This is a genomic window from Anaerovibrio lipolyticus (assembly GCF_021531495.1).
GTDB lineage: Bacteria > Bacillota > Negativicutes > Selenomonadales > Selenomonadaceae > Anaerovibrio.
Genome location: NZ_JADYTY010000017.1, coordinates 13,393 through 31,550 on the forward strand (window position 1 = coordinate 13,393; position 18,158 = coordinate 31,550).

Sequence of the window (18,158 nt, forward strand, 5' to 3'; positions counted from 1 at the left end):
TTTTATGCGACTATTATATAATGTAGCAGCAGTATTGGTGGTTATCTTGATGATACCGGCTTTCTGCCTGCGGGCCATTAGAGAAAAGGGCTTTGTTAATAGAATAAAGCAGCAGCTGGGATTTTTGCCTAAGCATGCCCTTGATAAGGTTGCCCGTAAAAATTGTATATGGGTTCATGCGGCTTCAGTAGGAGAGATTGTGGCGGCCAGCCCCCTTATTAAGGAATTTCGTCGGGAATTTCCCAATACCCCTATTTTGGTATCTGTTTTTACCAATAGCGGTTACGAAATGGCCAATCGGATTATAAAGGATGCAGATAGCATCATTCATTTTCCTTTCGATTTGCCTTGGCTTTCTGCCCATTTGCTTTACAAGGTGCGTCCAAGGGTATTTATGCCTGTGGAAACGGAGCTTTGGCCAAATTTCCTTCAGGCTGCCAAAAAGCTGGACATTCCAGTTATGATGGTAAATGGCCGTATTAGTGAAAAAAGCGTATCCAGATATCGTTATCTGCACAGTATTTGGTATGATATGCTGGATACCATCAAATATTTTGCCATGCAGTCCTCTGTAGATGCAGAGAATATTCTCCGTCTAGGGGCAAGCAAGGATTTGGTTACTGTTACTGGCAATACCAAATTTGACCAGACCTATACCAATGTCAGCCCTGAGGAAAAGCAGCAGCTGATTAAGGAACTGGGGCTGGAGGACAATGATGGTATTTTTTTGGCTGGCTCCACCCATAAGGGGGAGGAGGAGCAGGTATTGGCCGCCTTTGGAGAAATCCGCAAGACTCATCCCAAGGCGCGCCTGGTAATTGCTCCTAGAGCTGTGCTGCGTACAGGCACCATTCAAGATATGTGCCAGCAGCGGGGCTTTACCTCTGCCACTAGAACCCAGCTGCAGGAAAAGCCAGCTCAGGGACATGATGTGGTTCTCCTCAATACCATTGGAGAGCTGGGAAAGGTATATAGCATTGGCGATGTTATTTTCGTAGGAGGAAGCTTAATACCTCATGGCGGTCACAATATTTTGGAGCCGGCAGCTCATGGCAAGGCTATTATTGTGGGCCCCAACATGTTTAATTTCAAGGATACCCATATTCTTTTCTCCAACCGCAAGGCGGTGGTTACGGTAAAGGATCAGGAAGAGCTGGTCAAGGCAGCCTCGGAGCTTTTTGTCAATGTGGCAGAACGGAGACGCATGGAGCAGGAAACCCTGAAAATCTGTGAGGAAAATCGCGGTGCGGCTCGTAGAACAGCGGTGATACTTCACGATTTGCTGAATCGCTGTGAGGCCAAGGACAAGATAAAGGCTATAGATAAGCTGGAGAATTTCCAGACCTATTTTATGCAGCTGATACATTGCAAGGAGCCAAAGGGCTTAGGCCTAAAGGCTATGGTAGCATTTTTGCATGGCTGTGCTTATATTTATGGCTTTTTGCTGAATATTAAGCTAAGCTGTTACAAAAGCGGTTTATTTACCAAGAAAAAGCTGTCTTGTTATGTAATCAGCCTAGGCAATATTACCGTGGGAGGCACCGGCAAAACCCCTACAGCTCAGAGATTGGCGAAAGCTATTCGGGATATGGGCTACAAGGTGGTTATTCTCAATCGAGGCTATCGTGCCAAATGGCAGGGAGAAATAGGTGTTGTCTCTGATGGACATGAGCTGAAGATGGATGCAGCTACGGCTGGGGATGAGGCCTTTATGCTGGCCAAGCATTTGCCTAATGTGCCTGTGCTGATTGGCCCTGAGAGAGCCAAAACCGGCCAGTATGCAGTAGAACATTTTGGGGCTCAGGTGGCTATTCTGGATGATGGCTATCAGCATTGGCAGTTGAAGCGAAATTTGGATGTAGTGCTGATAGATGCAGTAAATGTCTTTGGCAATGGACATATTTTGCCACGAGGCACCCTGCGGGAGCCATTATCCCATCTTAGCAGAGCCGATGTGTGCCTTTTAACCAAGGTGGATCAGGCGGAGCCAGGCTCCATTGCTTATATCCGCAAAAAAATTGATGAATACGGCCAGAACCCTGTGGTTGTGGAAAGTATTCACCAGCCTCAGGCATGTATTGAGCTGGGGGAATGGGTAAAGAATATTGCCAGCGAGGGTTCCCCTATAGATATTATCAAGGGCAAAAAGATTATTGCCTTATCAGCTATCGGCAATCCTGCTTCCTTTGAGCAGACCTTGTGTAACTCTGGAGCAGAGGTAATTGAAAGCTTCCGCTTCCCAGATCATCACGAATACACTTTGGAAGAAATTCAGGATGCTATGGATCAGGCCATTCGTGAGGGGGCTGAAGCCATTGCAACCACTGAGAAGGATGCTGTAAAGCTGCCCCATCTGCCAGAGCGGGAGGGCAATCTGCCTATCTATGTTATTACTGTAGAGGTGGTAATGCAGGATGAGGGCAAGCAGATTGACCAGCTCTTAAAGCAGCGTATAGATGATTTTTTCAGGAGGTCAGAACAGAAATGAATACATTATGTGTAATTCCTGCCAGATATGCTTCCACCAGATTGCCTGGCAAGCCTCTGGCTGATATAGCAGGCAAGCCGATGATAGTCAGAGTATATGAGCAGGCCTCCAAGGCCAAACGATTGTCTGGGGTTATTGCTGCTGTAGATGATGAGAGAGTCTACGAAGCATTGACAGCTCATGGTGGAAAGGCTATGATGACAGCCAAAGACCATCCTACCGGTACTGACAGACTGGCCGAGGTGGCAGCAGCTCACCCGGAGGCAGAGCTGATTATCAATGTACAGGGCGATGAGCCACTAATTGAGCCAGCCTTGATTGATGCACTAGCAGCAGCTTTTGATGATGATCCAGAGCTGCAGATGGCCACTGTGAAATCACCTATGACTGATGTGGAGGAAATGAAGAATCCTAACAATGTAAAGGTGGTTACTGATAAGAAGGGCTATGCTTTATATTTTTCTCGTTCCTTGTTGCCATATCCAAGGGAAAATACTGGTGCTGTAGTGTATAAGCATATTGGTATTTATGCCTACAAGCGGGATTTCCTGTTGAATTATGCCAAGATGGCACCTACCCGGCTGGAGCAGACAGAATCTCTGGAACAGCTGCGGGCCTTGGAAAACGGCTACAAAATCAAGGTAATTGCTACAGATTTTCATTTCGTAGGTGTGGATACTCCTGAGGATTTGGTAGAAGTAAATAGATTGTATCAGGAACGGCTTTAATGCTGAGGAAGGGTGGTATATTATGAATACTGTACAGGTAGGAAATTTTTCAATAGGTAATGGACAGCCTTTGGCTCTTTTGGCAGGCCCATGTGTTTTGGAGGGCTTGGATAGATGTCTGCTGATCGGCAGAACCATCAAGGAGATTACTGGGCGTTTGGGTATTCCTTATGTATTCAAGGCTTCCTTTGACAAGGCCAATCGCTCCTCCTTTAATGGCTTCCGTGGTCCAGGCCTGAAAAAGGGCTTGGAAATGCTGCAGACCATTAAGGATGAACTGCAGGTACCAATTGTCACAGATGTACATACTGAGGAGCAGATTGAGCCTGTAGCCAAGGTGGCAGATATTATTCAGATTCCGGCTTTCCTCTGCCGTCAGACCGACCTTCTTTATGCAGCAGCTCAGAGCGGTGCTGTGGTTAATGTAAAGAAAGGCCAGTTTATGGCCCCTGGAGATATGCGGAATGTGGTAGATAAGCTCCATGAAGGTGGTTGCTCTCAGATTCTTCTCACCGAGAGAGGTGCTTCCTTCGGTTACAATAATCTGGTTGTGGATATGAGAACCTTCCCTATTATGCGTTCCTTTGGCTATCCAGTAGTATTTGATGGCACCCATAGCGTACAGCTGCCAGGTGGTGCAGGAACCTGCTCTGCTGGTAACAGAGAGTTTGTGCCTAATCTGGTACGGGCTGCTGTTGGTGCTGGGGTGGATGCCCTCTTTATGGAGGTTCATGACAATCCAGAGGAGGCTCTTTGTGATGGGCCAAATATGGTTTATCTGGACAAGCTGGAGGATTTGCTAAAGGATGCTCTGGCTATTCACGAAGTTGTTCGCAAGCATTTGCAATAATTACCAATTAGAGGGGACATATATGATTAAGGATTCAGCCATTGAAACTTTGAAGATAGAAGCGGCTTCTGTTACCAAGTTGATTGAGCGTATAGATGACGAATTTGTGGCTGCCGTAAATTGCATTTTGGATTGTCATGCCAGAGTGGTCGTAACCGGCATGGGTAAGTCTGGCCACATAGGCAGAAAGATTGCTGCCAGCTTGGCCAGCACAGGTACCCCGGCTTTCTTTATGCATCCAGCAGAGGCTTTTCATGGGGATTTGGGTATGGTTACTGCGGATGATGTGGTTATTGCTATATCCAATAGCGGTGAAAGCACAGAGGTGGTAAATATTCTGCCTATTATCAAGCGCATTGGTGCTAAGATTATTGCCATGTGCGGCCGCAGGGAGTCTGCTTTGGGGCGCAATGCAGATTATTTTGTGAATATTGCTGTGGAGCGGGAGGCTTGTCCTTTGGGCTTAGCACCAACTGCCAGTACTACTGCCACCTTGGCTATGGGGGATGCCATTACTGTGGCTCTTTTAGAGGCTCGTAACTTTACCAAGCAGGATTTTGCCCTGTTCCATCCAGGTGGCTCCTTGGGCAGAAAGCTGCTGCTGACTGTAGAGAATGTTATGCATAGCGGCGAGGATAACCCAATTATCCACTGTGGTCATACAGCCCAGGAAGCCTTGTTTATGATGACGGACAAGGGGCTGGGAGCTACTTCTGTTGTGGATGAAAATGGCAAATTTATCGGCTTGGTAACTGATGGAGATATTCGTCGTGGCTTGGCCAAGGGCAGTCAGTTCCTGAACGAGGCTGTAGAAAATATGATGACCAAGGCACCTCAGACCATTACCAAGGACAAGCTGGCCGCAGAGGCTCTTTCCGTTATGGAGAAGCACAAGCCTAGACCTATTACGGTGTTGCCGGTTATTGATGAAGCAGGCCAGCCTATTGGTATTGTTCATTTGACTGATTTGTTGAGACAGGGAGTTGTCTAAAATGGAATTTAGAGCAGATGCATTGGAAAGAGCCGCTAGGATTCGCATGGTAGTAATGGATGTAGATGGCACCATGACCGATGGCCGTATCTATATTGGGCCGGAAGGGGAAGCCATTAAGGAATTTTCTGTGAAGGACGGCATGGGTATAACCATGCTCCATAAAGCCGGTGTTAAAACTGCCATTATTACGGGCCGTAAGTCTGAAATCGTAGAGCATCGAGCTGCCGAGCTAAAGATTGACAGCGTATGGCAAGGCATTAAGGATAAGCGGGAAGCCTGGCAAAAAATTAAGGAAGAAACTGGTCTAACCAATAGGGAAATTGCTTATGTGGGGGATGATTTAAATGATTTGTCCCTGCTGATACAGGCAGGCTTGGCTTGCTGTGCTGGCGATGCTCAGCCTGAAGTAAAGAAAATTTCCCATGTGATTTCTGGCCGTGATGGGGGCAATGGCGTTGTCCGGGATATTGCAGAGTTGATTCTTAAGACACAGGGCAAGTGGCAGCAGCTGGTGGATGCCTTTGCAGGTAATAAATCAGTACCTAATTATGCCCAATAAGGCTTTCAGCCCCAATTCAGATGTTTTGTTTAGAATAAGTCTTATGACTAAAAGTCCGAAATGGGATAATTCTAATATATCCTATTGTTGCGGAGGAGTATAATGGTATATAATTTACTTATGCTGATGAGCTGGATTGTATGCAGAATGCCTCATAGCTGGCTAATGGTATTGGGCAAGGGCTTAGGGGTGTTGTACTACAAGTTTATAAAGAAACAGCGAAATTTAGCAATAAAGCAAATGAAGGAATCCCTGCAGATTTCCCAGCAGGAGGCTGAGAAGCTGGTACGGCTTTCCTTTATCAATATGGGGCGGAATTTTATGGAGGTTCTCTATATGCCGGCCCTGAACAAGAAGAATTTTTCCAAATACATAGAGATAGATCATTTGGAGATTATGGAGCAGGCCTTGGCTGAAAAGCGGGGAGTGGTAGTGCTGACTGGCCATGTAGGGAATTGGGAGTGGCTTTCTGCTTCCTTTACCATGAATGATATGCCGGTAACAGCTATTGCCAAGCCTCAGCCTAATATGGATTATACCCACGCCTTAGATGAGCTGCGCTCCAAAATCAATGTGGAGATTTTTTCCCGAGGCACCAGTGAGCTTTTGTCAGCAGCCAAGGCTCTGAAAAAGGGTAAGATACTTGGTTTTTTGGCAGATCAGGATGCAGGACCGGGAGGTGCTTTTATTGAGTTTTTGGGTAAGACAGCCTCTACTCCTATGGGAGCCGCCGTATTTGCCAAGAAATTCAATTCCCCAGTGGTGCCAGCCTTTATTATCCGTCAGCCAGATGGCCATCATCGGGTAGAAATTGGCGAGATACTTCGCTATGAGGATACAGGAGATTCCGACAAGGATTTGTATAATCTTACCTACAAGATGACCAAGATTTTGGAGAAGAAGATACTGGATAATCCAACTCAATGGCTTTGGTTCCAAAAACGTTGGAACACCAAGCCAGAGCAGCAGAAAATCAAGCATCATACTGTAAAGACAGAGGTAGTACAGAATGACCAAAACGCATAAAATTCTCATAGGCATTGTGGTGGCAGCCTTGGCAGCCCTATGCTATTGGACGGTTAATACCGTCCCTCAGCCTGCCGACGATGCCTCGCCTTTGGAGAAGCGGGTTATGACCTACAACGGCAATACCATTACTGAGGAAAAGGATGGTAGAAAGTTGTGGGAGCTGACAGCTGAATCAATGGAGGTGGATATTGACACCCAGGATGCCAGTATTACAAATATGGATGCCAAATTCTACACAGAGGATGGACGCACCCTTCATGTTACAGCCCCCAAGGCAAATTACAAGGCCAAGGACAAATTCCTGACCGTAGAGGGCGGTATTAAGGGTGATAGCACCGATGGTGCCCATCTTAGAGCAGATAGGCTGGAATGGAAGGCCAAGGAAAATCAACTGGCCCTGATTGGCAATGCAGAGCTGCAGAGGGATTCTGATGCAGTAAAGGCCAAGGGGGATAGAATTGAATCCTTGGATGGCTTCAACAAATTCAAGATTATTGGTCATGCCCATTTGGAAAAGGGGAATAAATAATGTTTTATAAAAGAACTTTAGCCAAGGCTTTGGCTATGGCAGCCTTGTCTGGTATAATTGCCACAGGTACTATCTTTGCTGCCGGAGAGCCTACCTCTCTGGATGCAGATAGTGTAGAATACGATATGGCCACCGGTGTGGTAACAGCCACCGGAGATGTATTGATGGTCCAGGGGGATCTAAAGGTAACAGGCCAGCAGGCTCAGTACAACTCCAAAACCAAGGAAGGCAGCGTGGAGGGCAATGTAATTGCTGTCCAGTCTGCCAAGAATATGCGGGTAACAGCTCAGAAGGTTACCAGCGATGCCCAGCAGCATATGGTGGCTACTGGTAATGTATATGGTACAATGGAGGATAAGACCTTTAGCGGGCCTATTGTGGAATATTTCCAGCCACAGGATTATGTGCTGATTCGTCAGGGAGGCACTATTACCTCCAAGGATGGTGTGTTTACGGCTGACGAAATGGAAGGCTATCTCAAGGAGGAACATCTTATTGGCCGAGGGAATGTTCATGTAGTAAGCCAGCCTAATGATATGGAGGCTGTAGGCGATTTGTTGAATTACTACGGATTGGAGCAGGGCAAAGCTGTGCTGACAGGCAATGCCTGGGCGGTACAGTACAATAACACCCTGAAAAGCAATCAGCTGACTATTTTGTTGGCCAAGGATGGACAGGCAAAGGTTACTGAGTAACATTTCAGAGAAAAATATGCTGTTATAGTCTAGGCTCAGTCAAAGGCTATAACAATAATCAGAATTTTGGGGGAATTGCCAGGTGCATATTCAAGTAAAAAATTTAGTAAAGACCTTCAAGCATCGCAACGTGGTGGATGGTGTTTCCTTGCGTGTGGACAAGGGTGAAATTGTGGGGCTTTTAGGAGCCAATGGCGCCGGCAAGACCACTACCTTCTACATGATTGTAGGCTTGGAGAAGCCTACCTCTGGTCAGGTAATGCTGTCTGACATAGATATTGGCAAAATGCCTATGTACAAAAGAGCCCGGCTGGGCATCAGCTATTTGGCACAGGAGGCTTCTATCTTCCGCAATCTTACGGTAGAAGAAAATATTATGTCCATTTTGGAATATGTGGAGGAAATGGATGCAGCGGCCAAGAAAAAGAAGCTGGATGATCTCTTAGAGGAATTCCATGTCAGCCATGTAAGGGAGCGATTAGGCTCAGAACTATCTGGTGGTGAACGTCGGCGGGTGGAGATTGCCCGTTGTCTGGCTTTGGAGCCAAAGTTCATTTTGCTGGATGAGCCTTTTGCCGGTGTAGATCCAATTGCTGTAGCAGATATTCAGGGCATTATCAGCTATCTGCGGGAGCGGGGCATGGGCATATTGATAACAGACCACAATGTTGTAGAAACATTGCGTATTGTAGATAGAGCCTATATAATGAATGCAGGAAAGATTTTGGTTGAGGGTGATGTTGACACAGTGCTCAACGATCCAATGGCCATTAAATATTATATTGGTAACAATACTAAGCTATAGGGGAAGATTAAATGCGGATTCATATTTTGGACAAATATATATTCAAAGAGGTCTTTAAGACCTTTATTTTTGGTATCTGTGCTTTTTCAGCAGTGTTTATTGGTTCAGGTACCTTGTTCCGCATCGCCCAGTACATTACAGAATATGGTGCTTCGGTGCCCTCTGTACTAAAGATTTTTGTGCTGAGCCTGCCAGGGGTTATTATCTGGACTTTTCCTATGTCCATGCTGCTGGCCAGTCTGTTGACCATAGGCCGGCTTTCTGGCAATAGCGAGATAACAGCTATGAAATCCTGCGGTATCAGCTTCTATAGAATCGCTTTTCCTGCCATTGTTTTAGGAGCTTGTGTTAGTATTTTTGCTGTTTTGTTTAATGAATATGTTGTTCCTTGGTCCAATCAAGCCTATAGCAATGTATTGGAGTATGAGATAAAGGGAAATTTGTCCCCGCAGTCCCAGGAGCATATCATCATTAAGGAAATCAAGGAGGGCAAAATCCAGAAGCTGGTTTATGCCCGTCAGTTTGTGGCTGATACCAATACCATGGAAGGGATTGCCATGCAGTCCTTTGAAAACGGTGAGCTGAGGCATGTAGAAAATGCTGAATATGCTGAGTGGAAGGATAATATGTGGACCATGCATAATGGCATGATTTATGATGTTGCCAATGGTCAGAATCAGCATACCATGAAGTTTGATACTCAGGTATTGCCGATAAATGAAAGTCCGAAGCAGATTGTGCAGAGTCAGAAAAAGCCTGAGCAGATGACCATGAAGGAACTGGGAGAACAGATTAGCATTATGAAGTCCCAGTATGTAAATACCAACAAGCTGGAAACAGAGCTGCATCAGCGTGTAACTATACCTATGGCCAGCCTTATTTTTACCTTGGTAGGTGTGCCATTGGGTATGCAGCCAAATCGTAACAGTTCATCTATGGGCTTTGTGATGAGTATTATTATTATCTTTATATACTATAGCCTTATGACGATGGCAGGCGCCATTGCCCAGGGAGGAATTTTTAATCCTATGCTGGCGGTTTGGCTGCCAAATATTATCGGCCTTTTGGCAGGCGGTTATCTTATGCGCCGTATGTCCAAATAGAATGTGTTTTTTTGACAGAGAAGAGAGAAAAGAGGTGGCTCTAAGGTGTATGGCGTGGTATTGATACTGGTTCTAATAATCACAGGAGGAGCCATCGCTTTTATCGGTGATAGAATTGGTTCCAAGGTTGGCAAAAAGAAAATGACCATCCTGGGATTGCGGCCTAAGCATACATCCATATTGGTAACAATTGTGACAGGTATTCTGATTACAACCACTACTCTGGGAGTTATGACTATTATGTCCAAAAATGTGCGGACAGCTCTTTTTGGCATGGAAAAGTTGAATCAGAATATGCAGCAGGCCAGAAATGATTTGGCAGAGGCTTCGGCTCAACTGGCTATGGCTAAGGCGGAGCAGGACAAGATAAAAAGCGAGCTGGGAGCCACCAAACAGGAACTGGTGGGCCTACAACAGCAAAAGGAACAGCTGGAGGAACGCAGCAATGAGCTGCAAAGCCTTAATGGTCATTTGGAAAATGCCAATCAGTTGTTAACAGCCAATAATCAGGAATTGGTAGCTAAAAGCGATAAACTTACCAGAATAAATGATATTCTGGAGGAGGGCAATGAGCGGTTGAGCAAGAATAATTCTGAGCTTTATCAGATTAATAGAGAGCTGACCACTGGCATTAAGATAATGCGGGAGGGCTCTATTGCTTTTCAGGCTGGAGAGGCTCTAGCCAGCGGTGTAATCAAGGGGAAAAGCTCCTTGGATGATATACACACAGATTTAGCTAGACTTTTGGAGATGGCTAGATATACGGTGAGCCGCAAGCTGGGAGGGGATATTGCCGACCGGAACAAGGATGTTTGGATTTATCAGCCGGAATTTGATGAGGCAGCTAAATATATTTCCTCTCACGAGGGAGAATATGTAGTACGGATTGTGGCTGCTGGAAATTTGATTCAGGGAGAGGCGGTAGCCACCAACCTGAAAATATTCCAGAACAAGACTGTTTACACAGATGGTCAGTTAATTACAGATCAAAATATTACCTTTAATCCAGACAGTACAGCAGAGCTGCAAAGCGTACTAACCAATTTCCTTAGCAAGGTAAATCACCAGGCCAAGGATGATGGCATGGTGCCGGATACGCTGAATGGCTCTGTAGGAGTTATAGACTCTCAACAGATATACAATATTATGAATCAGTTGCAGCATAGTAATGGCAAGGCTATTATCTCTGCCTTTGCCGATGGAATCACAGATATTGTAGGTCCTCTCCGTATTAAGCTGAAACTTTTGGGGACAGGAGCACTGCCATGAATAGGAATGAGAAATTAGTCTGCGGTTTGGACCCAGGCCGTGATAAATGCGGTTTGGCGGTGGTGGATAGTCAGGGAAGCTGTCTATACCACGAAATTGTTGCTACGGTCCAGCTAGAGGAGCAGCTGAAACAATTACAGGGCAAATATGGCTTTTCTACTTTGGTTATGGGCAATGGCACCACCAGCAAGGAGGCCGGGGCAAGAGCTGGTCAGAGTCTGCCAGAGGTTAAGCTGCAGGTGGTAGATGAATATAGAACCACCGATGAGGCCAAGGAAGAGTACTGGCGCATCTATCCTCCCAAGGGATGGAGACGGCTGATACCTCATGGTATGCTGATACCACCAAAGCCGGTGGATGATTTGGCAGCCCTGATACTGGCCCGTCGTTATGTAAAGGCAAAGCAGTAGAATGTATATATAGGGGGTTATTTTATGGCAGAGCCACAAAAGCGGCCTGAATGGAATGAATATTTTCTGGATATTGCCAAGGCTGTAGGTCGGCGTTCCACCTGTTTGCGCCGTCGCTATGGAGCTATTATTGTCAAGGACAAGATTATTATAAGCACAGGTTACAATGGCGCCCCTAGAGGGGAGGACAATTGCATTGATACAGGTATGTGTGAGCGGGAAAGACTCCATGTGCCCAAGGGACAGAATTATGAATTATGTGTAGCTGTTCATGCAGAGCAGAATGCTATTATCAATGCAGATCCCAATAAAATGCAAGGAGCAACAGCCTATATTGTAGGCTACAATGCTGATGGCACACTGGCTTCAGGCAAGCCCTGCCTTCTGTGTCGTCGTATGTTGCGGAATGCAATGTTGAAGAAAGTTATTTATCTGGAAACAGATGGCTCAGTAGTGGAAACTACTCCGGAGGAGATTCGGTGATTTTTATTGACAGTTATAGCCAGCTGGGGTAAAATTGGTGTTTGAGAAAGTGGGTGAATGTTCATGCCAAATTATATTTGGGCATTTTTGATAGCACTGTTTGTAGCCCTGATTGCTACTCCTGCAGTAATTGTGCTGGCAGCTAAAACCGGTGCCATGGATGCCCCGGATGCTCGTAAGGTTCATAAGGGGCCTATGCCTCGAATCGGCGGTTTGGCAATCTATTGTGGCTTTATGGCTGCAATTCTGGCCATGTTAAATTTTGCAGAGCTGACTCAGGAGGTAGCCAACGGCGTTATCGGCTTATTGCTGGGAGGTACCTTGATTGTAATTATTGGCTTGATTGATGATTACAAAAATCTGCCAGCTAAGGTAAAGCTGTTGGGACAGATTCTGGCAGCCTGTGTGGTAGTTTATTTTGATGTGCGCATTGATGTAATTACAGATCCTTTTGGAGATTATCTATATCTGGAATATCTGGCTGCGCCAGCAACAGTTTTCTGGATTGTAGGCCTAACCAACACCGTAAACCTTATTGATGGCTTGGATGGTCTGGCTGCTGGTGTGTCCACTATTGCCTCCATTACCATTATGCTGGTGGCTCTCCAGGAGGATGTTATGATTGTGGCCCTGTTTACGGCAGCCTTGGCTGGTGCGGCTCTGGGCTTCCTGCGCTACAATTTTAATCCAGCCAAGATTTTTATGGGTGATACAGGCAGTATGTTCTTAGGCTTTATATTGGCGGGAATTTCTGTTATTGGTGCGGTTAAGTGCACTGCTACCATTGCCCTGATTGTTCCTATTCTAGCCTTGGGCTTGCCTATTATGGATACAACCTTTGCCATTATCCGCCGTTATAGAGGCGGTGTGCCTATCTTCAAGCCAGACAAGGGACATCTTCACCATCGTTTGTTGGATTTGGGCTTTAGTCAGAGACAGGCAGTATTGTTAATGTATGTAATCAGTGCCTTGCTGGGACTGAGTGCGGTAGCTCTCAATGAGGTTTCAGGTGGTATGTCCATTGTGATTGTGGTATGTGTACTGCTAGTGGTATTTTTGGGAGCAAGAAAGCTGGGCATCTTCCGGCTTAAGACGAATTAATTCTGTAGAGAGGGGTTTATGATGGCTAAAAAGATTAAGGTCATGACTGTATTTGGCACCCGTCCTGAGGCAATCAAGATGGCGCCTGTAGTGCTGGAGCTAGCAAAGCATCCTGACAAGATTGTACCGGTAGTAACAGTAACTGCTCAGCATAGAGAGATGCTGGATCAGGTACTGAACCTGTTTGACATCAAGCCAGATCACGATTTGGACATTATGGCAGCAGGTCAGACCTTGTTTGATATTACCAGTCGTGCCATGATGGGCTTGGATAAGGTATTGCAGGAGGAAAAGCCAGATATTGTTCTGGTACATGGTGATACCACCACTACCTTTGCTGGGGCATTGGCCTCCTACTATCATCAGACTTCCGTAGGCCATGTAGAGGCAGGCCTGAGAACCTACAATAAATATTCACCTTTCCCAGAGGAAATGAACCGCAAGCTGACAGGCTCCATTGCAGATTTGCATTTTGCACCGACTGAGACTTCTCAGCACAATCTGCTGTCTGAGGCTGTAGATGGGGAAAAGATTTTTGTTACCGGCAACACTGTTATTGATGCCCTCCACAAGACTGTTAATGAAGATTTCCAGTTTGAGGACCAGGTGCTGCAGGGGATTGACTTCAAGAACAAGAGAATTATATTAGTTACCACTCACCGCCGCGAGAATCTGGGTGAACCAATGCGCCATGTATATCAGGCTCTCCGTCATCTGATTGAGGAGTTTGAGGATGTGGAGATTGTTTTCCCTGTACACAAGAATCCAAAGGTTCGTGAGGTAGTTAATCAGGAGCTGGGTGGATTGGCTAAGGTACATCTGGTGGACCCACTGGACTATGAGCCATTTGCCAACCTGATGCATCGCTCTCATTTGATTCTCACCGATTCCGGTGGCGTACAGGAGGAAGCTCCAGCATTGGGTAAGCCTGTACTGGTACTGAGAGACACTACAGAGCGTCCAGAGGCCGTAGAAGCCGGCACTGTGAAGCTTATTGGCACAGATAAGGATGTAGTGTACAAAGAGGCCAAGGAGCTTCTCACCAATCAGCAGGAATACAGTCGTATGTCTGAGGCCTGCAATCCATATGGCGATGGCAAAGCCTCCCAGAGAATCATCCAGGCAATCCTCTATCATTATGGACTGTCTGAAGAAAAACCAGAGCCATTCAAGGCAAAATAAAATAGATAATATTGGAAGTACCTGTATAGAAAATGTGCAGGTACTTTTTGTTGTATATTTTAGATAAAGGGTTCATAGAAAACTTTTGTATCTTCGCATGTTTCAGTCAAAGTTCACATGAAATCGCCCATTTTTGAACGGCATTGGAAATTTTTTTGAGGAATTCTTACTATGGGTAAATTTTTACCCATCACTTATGCTATAATGATTTTGCAAGATGAAAAGAGGCATAGCGAGTAACTCAGGGGAGGTATGCCAATGAATGTGTACGCCGGGGACAACAAGAAGATGCTCAATATGCTGATATTGGAGGTACTGAAGGAGTATACGGATGCCGAGCACCGTTTGACTCAGCAGGAAATCATCGACCTGCTCAAGCTGAACTACGGCGCAGAGTGCGACCGCCGCTCCATTCGCAACAATATCCGCTCCCTCAAAGATATGGGCTACGAGATTGCCACGGAGCGGGGATGCTATCTGGCAGAGCGTGATTTCGATGATGCGGAGCTTCGGATGTTGATTGACAGCGTTCTCTTCTCCAAAAACCTATCAGGAACGCAAGCAAAACGGCTTATCGAAAAGCTAAAAGGTTTCGGCAACCGCTATTTTCACGCCAAGGTGTCCCATGTATCAAATTTGCCAGAACTTTTCCACTCGGACAACAAGCAAGTCATGCTGGCTTTGGATGTGCTGAATGATGCCATCGAGGAAAAGCGGAAAGTCAGCTTCATCTACAATCGCTATGGCACGGACTTCAAACTACACCCAAGGCGGAACGAGCCGTACATTGTGAATCCCTACCAGATGGTAGCCAACAACGGGAGTTACTATCTTATCGGCAATTACGACAAATATGATGACCTATCACACTACCGCATTGACCGCATCACATCCATCACCATGCTTTCCGAGCCGGTAAAGTCGAAAAAAGAAGTCCGGGAGTTTTCCAAAGGTTGGAGCCTTCCCAAGCACATGGCAGAGCATATCTATATGTACAGCGGAGACAGCGTGACGGTGAAATTTATAGCAGATACAGACTTGATGGACGAACTGATTGACTGGTTTGGAAGGGATATCCGCATCAAGGAAGAATCTGAAAACAAGATGTTGGTGACACTCAAATGCAATGAACGAGCGATGAAATATTGGGCACTCCAATATGGAGGGCACATAGAAATCAAAGAGCCGCAAAGTTTGCGTGAGACCGTCAAGGTTGCTATTTTAGATATGGCTAAAAAATATACCGATTGATTAAGGGGGTAATAGACATGATTCCGAGCATTTGGCTTTTTTCAGGTGACAGGGAAAATGTTCGCTATTGATTAGGAGAGGCGAAAAAGAAGAACATCATCGTTGTTGGCGTAAATCCTGGTATGTAGATGCCGGGTGAAAAGCAAATCACGACACGCAATGCTGTCAAAGTAATTTATAAAACCATAGGGAACAAATGCACGTGGTATTATTATGACAAACTTACGCATAAGAATAATCCAAAACATCCGCGTAGCGCACAATATGACAAATCATACGGAAAGTTGGAAAATTTCTCAGTGTCTGATTATTTGACTGCAAAAGGATATTGATATTCGCGAAGGGAGCAATCATCATGTACGGAGCGATTTTAGGCGACATCATCGGCTCGCCTTACGAGTTTGACCGGGGAGCGAAAATCAAGGCGTTTCCATTGTTCATTGAAAAATCTCGTTTCACCGATGATACGGTGATGACTATTGCTGTGGCAGATGCCCTGCTTTATGCGGGAAAAGACGCTACGGAGGACAAAATCTGCGCTGCAGTGACCTCCTCTATGCAGCATTGGGGCAGGAAATATCCTAAAGCAGGGTACGGAGGAAAATTCCGTGAGTGGCTCAAAGAGAACGAGCCTACGCCATACGGCAGTTTCGGCAACGGCTCGGCCATGCGGGTAGCTGCTGTGGGGTGGCTTTACGATTCTATAGAGCGCACGAGAGAAATTGCCCGATGGACGGCAGATGTTACTCACAATCACGCCGAGGGTATCAAGGGAGCAGAATCGGTGGCAAGTGCTATCTATCTTGCTCGGACGGGAGAACCCAAAGCGGCTATCAAAAAGTACATCGAGGGCGAGTTTGGCTATAACCTCTCTCGCAACTTGAGGGAAATTCGCCCTGCCTGCCACATGGATGTGACTTGCCAAGGTTCGGTGCCGGAGGCTATTATCGCTTTCTTGGAAAGTACAGATTTTGAAGATACCGTGCGAAAAGCCGTGTCCATCGGCGGCGATGCAGATACCATCGCTTGCATAGCCGGAAGTATTGCCGAGGCGTATTACGGGCTTACTCCGACGCTGGAAGAAGAGTGCCTAAATCGCATACCGAATAAAATGAAAGATGTCATAAAACGCTTTGACCGTGCAAGAGGCAAGGCAGTACAGGGCGAACCCATCATCGAAGCTGCGCTTCTTCGCTATCATCGGGAAAGTTCCCCGGAAAATGAAACAGCGGTGCTTAATGCGATTTATATGCGCATGAAAGACAACGGTTATTTCCTTCTTCCGCCAAGCGAAGTACGAGGATTTGATGAATGTGTCGCAAAGGGCGATTATGATGGCGAAATAAGCATCGAAGCCTATACTTCGGACAGGGAACTTTTCATGGGACTGGACGAAGAAGATGACAAAGCTACTTACACCACGGAAGTGAAAATTTACGATTTACTCTCCTTCATCGCTAAGGCAACTGATGCGGAATCGGGTATTGACATCAACTATGACAAGACATTCTATCTGAATCGCGACATGGCAAAGTCGATTTTGGCAAAGAATGAAGCGGAAATCTGTCATACAAAGGGAATGTATATCCCTATGCCGGATGATATTCCACTTTCGCCCAAGGACTTGTCGCAAAAATTCATCTCTGGGGTCAGATTTTGCTTCATGTGCGCCTATGATGCCTATACCAACTACTGCGAACTATATCATCGCAACGGTAAAATATACCGTTATGATATTTCCGGCGATAACAAGCAGGTGGAAAAAATCTGCCGAGTATTTCCTGCACTCAAGAAATTTAACGAGAGCAACGATCAAAACGATAAACTTGGCGAATGGGAATGGAACTACTACGAAATGGGAGCCTGGGTCTTTGCTCATGCCGAAGTGATAGATGCGTATAAAATGCGCACGGGACACACCGACTATTTGACTTGGAGTCCTGATAATGCTTATATGACAATAAGAGATTTATTGGAGGAGGAAGATACGATGTTTGAGCCTATGAAGATTGATACCGATGCCCTACGTAAAATGAGCGATTATCATCATGACCGTGAGGGGATTCCTGCCGGATGGATTTATTTGGGCAACGATAATGAACGGTATGTGCTTGGGAAGCCCGGAGAGCGCAATATTCTCGTATTGGGCGTAAACCCTAGCACGGCAAAGCCGGGGGATGATGACCCCACCATCAGGAATGTACGCAGAATTGCGAAGAATAAGGGATTTGACGGTTGGATTATGATGAATCTTCACCCACAGAGGACTCCCCATCCCGAGGAGATGGAAGAGAAAGCCGTGTGGAGTGAAAACAATCCAAGGGCTGTAGAGGCTGTGATGAACGAGTTTCGAGTTTGCGCGATATGGTGTGCATGGGGAAATATGATTGATATGCCCGGCAAAAAGTTTTTATATGGTGCGCTTGCCCGTGTATATGACGTGATTGGCGAATATGTCGAGTGGTACAGTTACGGCAATTTGACCAAGGACGGCAACCCTCGTCACCCGCTTTATATGCCGCTTACTCATGAATTTCAGGAGTTCGATGTGCGTGGGTATTTGCGGAGAAAAGGTATGTAATGCGAGGAGGAGGAATCTCTATGACGGGCAAAGATAAGGCAGCTAAAAAAAATACAAGTATGTTTGACAAAGATGGATTTTGCGCTTTTCTTATATTAATT

At 45.9% G+C, this 18,158-nt stretch carries 17 protein-coding genes; all 17 read left to right on the forward strand.

Translation table 11 applies throughout. From position 1 onward, the window contains the following. Positions 1-4: 4 nt before the first annotated feature. The 17 genes from lpxK (at position 5) to I6E26_RS07180 (ending at position 18,057) form a co-directional block, all read left to right on the forward strand. On the forward strand, positions 5-2,488 hold the full coding sequence (gene lpxK / locus I6E26_RS07100; protein WP_235321155.1) for a tetraacyldisaccharide 4'-kinase: 2,484 nt from the start codon (positions 5-7) through the stop codon (positions 2,486-2,488). After that, the gene (kdsB, locus tag I6E26_RS07105; RefSeq protein WP_235321156.1) at positions 2,485-3,216 is read left to right on the forward strand and encodes a 3-deoxy-manno-octulosonate cytidylyltransferase; all 732 of its coding nucleotides are present in this window, start codon (positions 2,485-2,487) and stop codon (positions 3,214-3,216) included. Before lpxK ends, kdsB begins: the two co-directional genes overlap by 4 nt. A gap of 22 nt (positions 3,217-3,238) precedes the next feature. Beyond that, positions 3,239-4,066, forward strand: coding sequence for a 3-deoxy-8-phosphooctulonate synthase (kdsA, locus tag I6E26_RS07110; protein ID WP_235321157.1), 828 nt, complete (start codon positions 3,239-3,241; stop codon positions 4,064-4,066). A gap of 22 nt (positions 4,067-4,088) precedes the next feature. After that, complete coding sequence (locus tag I6E26_RS07115; RefSeq protein ID WP_235321158.1) at positions 4,089-5,057, forward strand: KpsF/GutQ family sugar-phosphate isomerase; 969 nt, start codon at positions 4,089-4,091, stop codon at positions 5,055-5,057. Position 5,058: 1 nt separating this feature from the next. Further along, positions 5,059-5,619 carry a KdsC family phosphatase gene (locus I6E26_RS07120; RefSeq protein WP_235321159.1) on the forward strand — a complete coding sequence of 187 codons (561 nt, stop codon included), beginning with the start codon at positions 5,059-5,061 and terminating at the stop codon, positions 5,617-5,619. A 102-nt stretch (positions 5,620-5,721) separates the two neighbouring features. Then, positions 5,722-6,645, forward strand: coding sequence for a lysophospholipid acyltransferase family protein (locus tag I6E26_RS07125; RefSeq protein ID WP_235321160.1), 924 nt, complete (start codon positions 5,722-5,724; stop codon positions 6,643-6,645). Next, entirely contained in the window at positions 6,629-7,177 is a 549-nt protein-coding gene (gene lptC, locus I6E26_RS07130; RefSeq protein WP_235321161.1) for an LPS export ABC transporter periplasmic protein LptC, read from the forward strand. Before I6E26_RS07125 ends, lptC begins: the two co-directional genes overlap by 17 nt. Then, positions 7,177-7,872 carry an LptA/OstA family protein gene (locus I6E26_RS07135; protein WP_235321162.1) on the forward strand — a complete coding sequence of 232 codons (696 nt, stop codon included), beginning with the start codon at positions 7,177-7,179 and terminating at the stop codon, positions 7,870-7,872. The genes lptC and I6E26_RS07135 overlap by 1 nt, the downstream gene beginning before the upstream one ends. Positions 7,873-7,954: 82 nt before the next feature. Further along, on the forward strand, positions 7,955-8,677 hold the full coding sequence (lptB, locus tag I6E26_RS07140) for an LPS export ABC transporter ATP-binding protein (RefSeq protein WP_235321163.1): 723 nt from the start codon (positions 7,955-7,957) through the stop codon (positions 8,675-8,677). Between the two features lie 11 nt (positions 8,678-8,688). Further along, on the forward strand, positions 8,689-9,780 hold the full coding sequence (locus I6E26_RS07145; protein ID WP_235321164.1) for an LptF/LptG family permease: 1,092 nt from the start codon (positions 8,689-8,691) through the stop codon (positions 9,778-9,780). Between the two features lie 45 nt (positions 9,781-9,825). Then, on the forward strand, positions 9,826-11,049 hold the full coding sequence (locus I6E26_RS07150; protein ID WP_235321165.1) for a DUF3084 domain-containing protein: 1,224 nt from the start codon (positions 9,826-9,828) through the stop codon (positions 11,047-11,049). Then, positions 11,046-11,459: a pre-16S rRNA-processing nuclease YqgF gene (locus I6E26_RS07155; RefSeq protein WP_235321166.1), complete on the forward strand. Its 414-nt coding sequence runs from the start codon at positions 11,046-11,048 to the stop codon at positions 11,457-11,459. Before I6E26_RS07150 ends, I6E26_RS07155 begins: the two co-directional genes overlap by 4 nt. Before the next feature lie 24 nt (positions 11,460-11,483). Continuing rightward, complete coding sequence (locus I6E26_RS07160; RefSeq protein WP_235321167.1) at positions 11,484-11,942, forward strand: deoxycytidylate deaminase; 459 nt, start codon at positions 11,484-11,486, stop codon at positions 11,940-11,942. A 63-nt stretch (positions 11,943-12,005) separates the two neighbouring features. Continuing rightward, positions 12,006-13,043 (forward strand): glycosyltransferase family 4 protein, encoded by a 1,038-nt coding sequence (locus I6E26_RS07165; RefSeq protein WP_235321168.1) that lies wholly within the window; start codon positions 12,006-12,008, stop codon positions 13,041-13,043. Between the two features lie 18 nt (positions 13,044-13,061). Next, positions 13,062-14,225 (forward strand): non-hydrolyzing UDP-N-acetylglucosamine 2-epimerase, encoded by a 1,164-nt coding sequence (gene wecB, locus I6E26_RS07170; protein ID WP_235321169.1) that lies wholly within the window; start codon positions 13,062-13,064, stop codon positions 14,223-14,225. A gap of 258 nt (positions 14,226-14,483) precedes the next feature. Next, on the forward strand, positions 14,484-15,476 hold the full coding sequence (locus I6E26_RS07175) for a helix-turn-helix transcriptional regulator (RefSeq protein WP_419179915.1): 993 nt from the start codon (positions 14,484-14,486) through the stop codon (positions 15,474-15,476). Positions 15,477-15,831: 355 nt separating this feature from the next. Then, complete coding sequence (locus I6E26_RS07180) at positions 15,832-18,057, forward strand: ADP-ribosylglycohydrolase family protein (RefSeq protein ID WP_235321171.1); 2,226 nt, start codon at positions 15,832-15,834, stop codon at positions 18,055-18,057. Positions 18,058-18,158 lie beyond the last annotated feature (101 nt).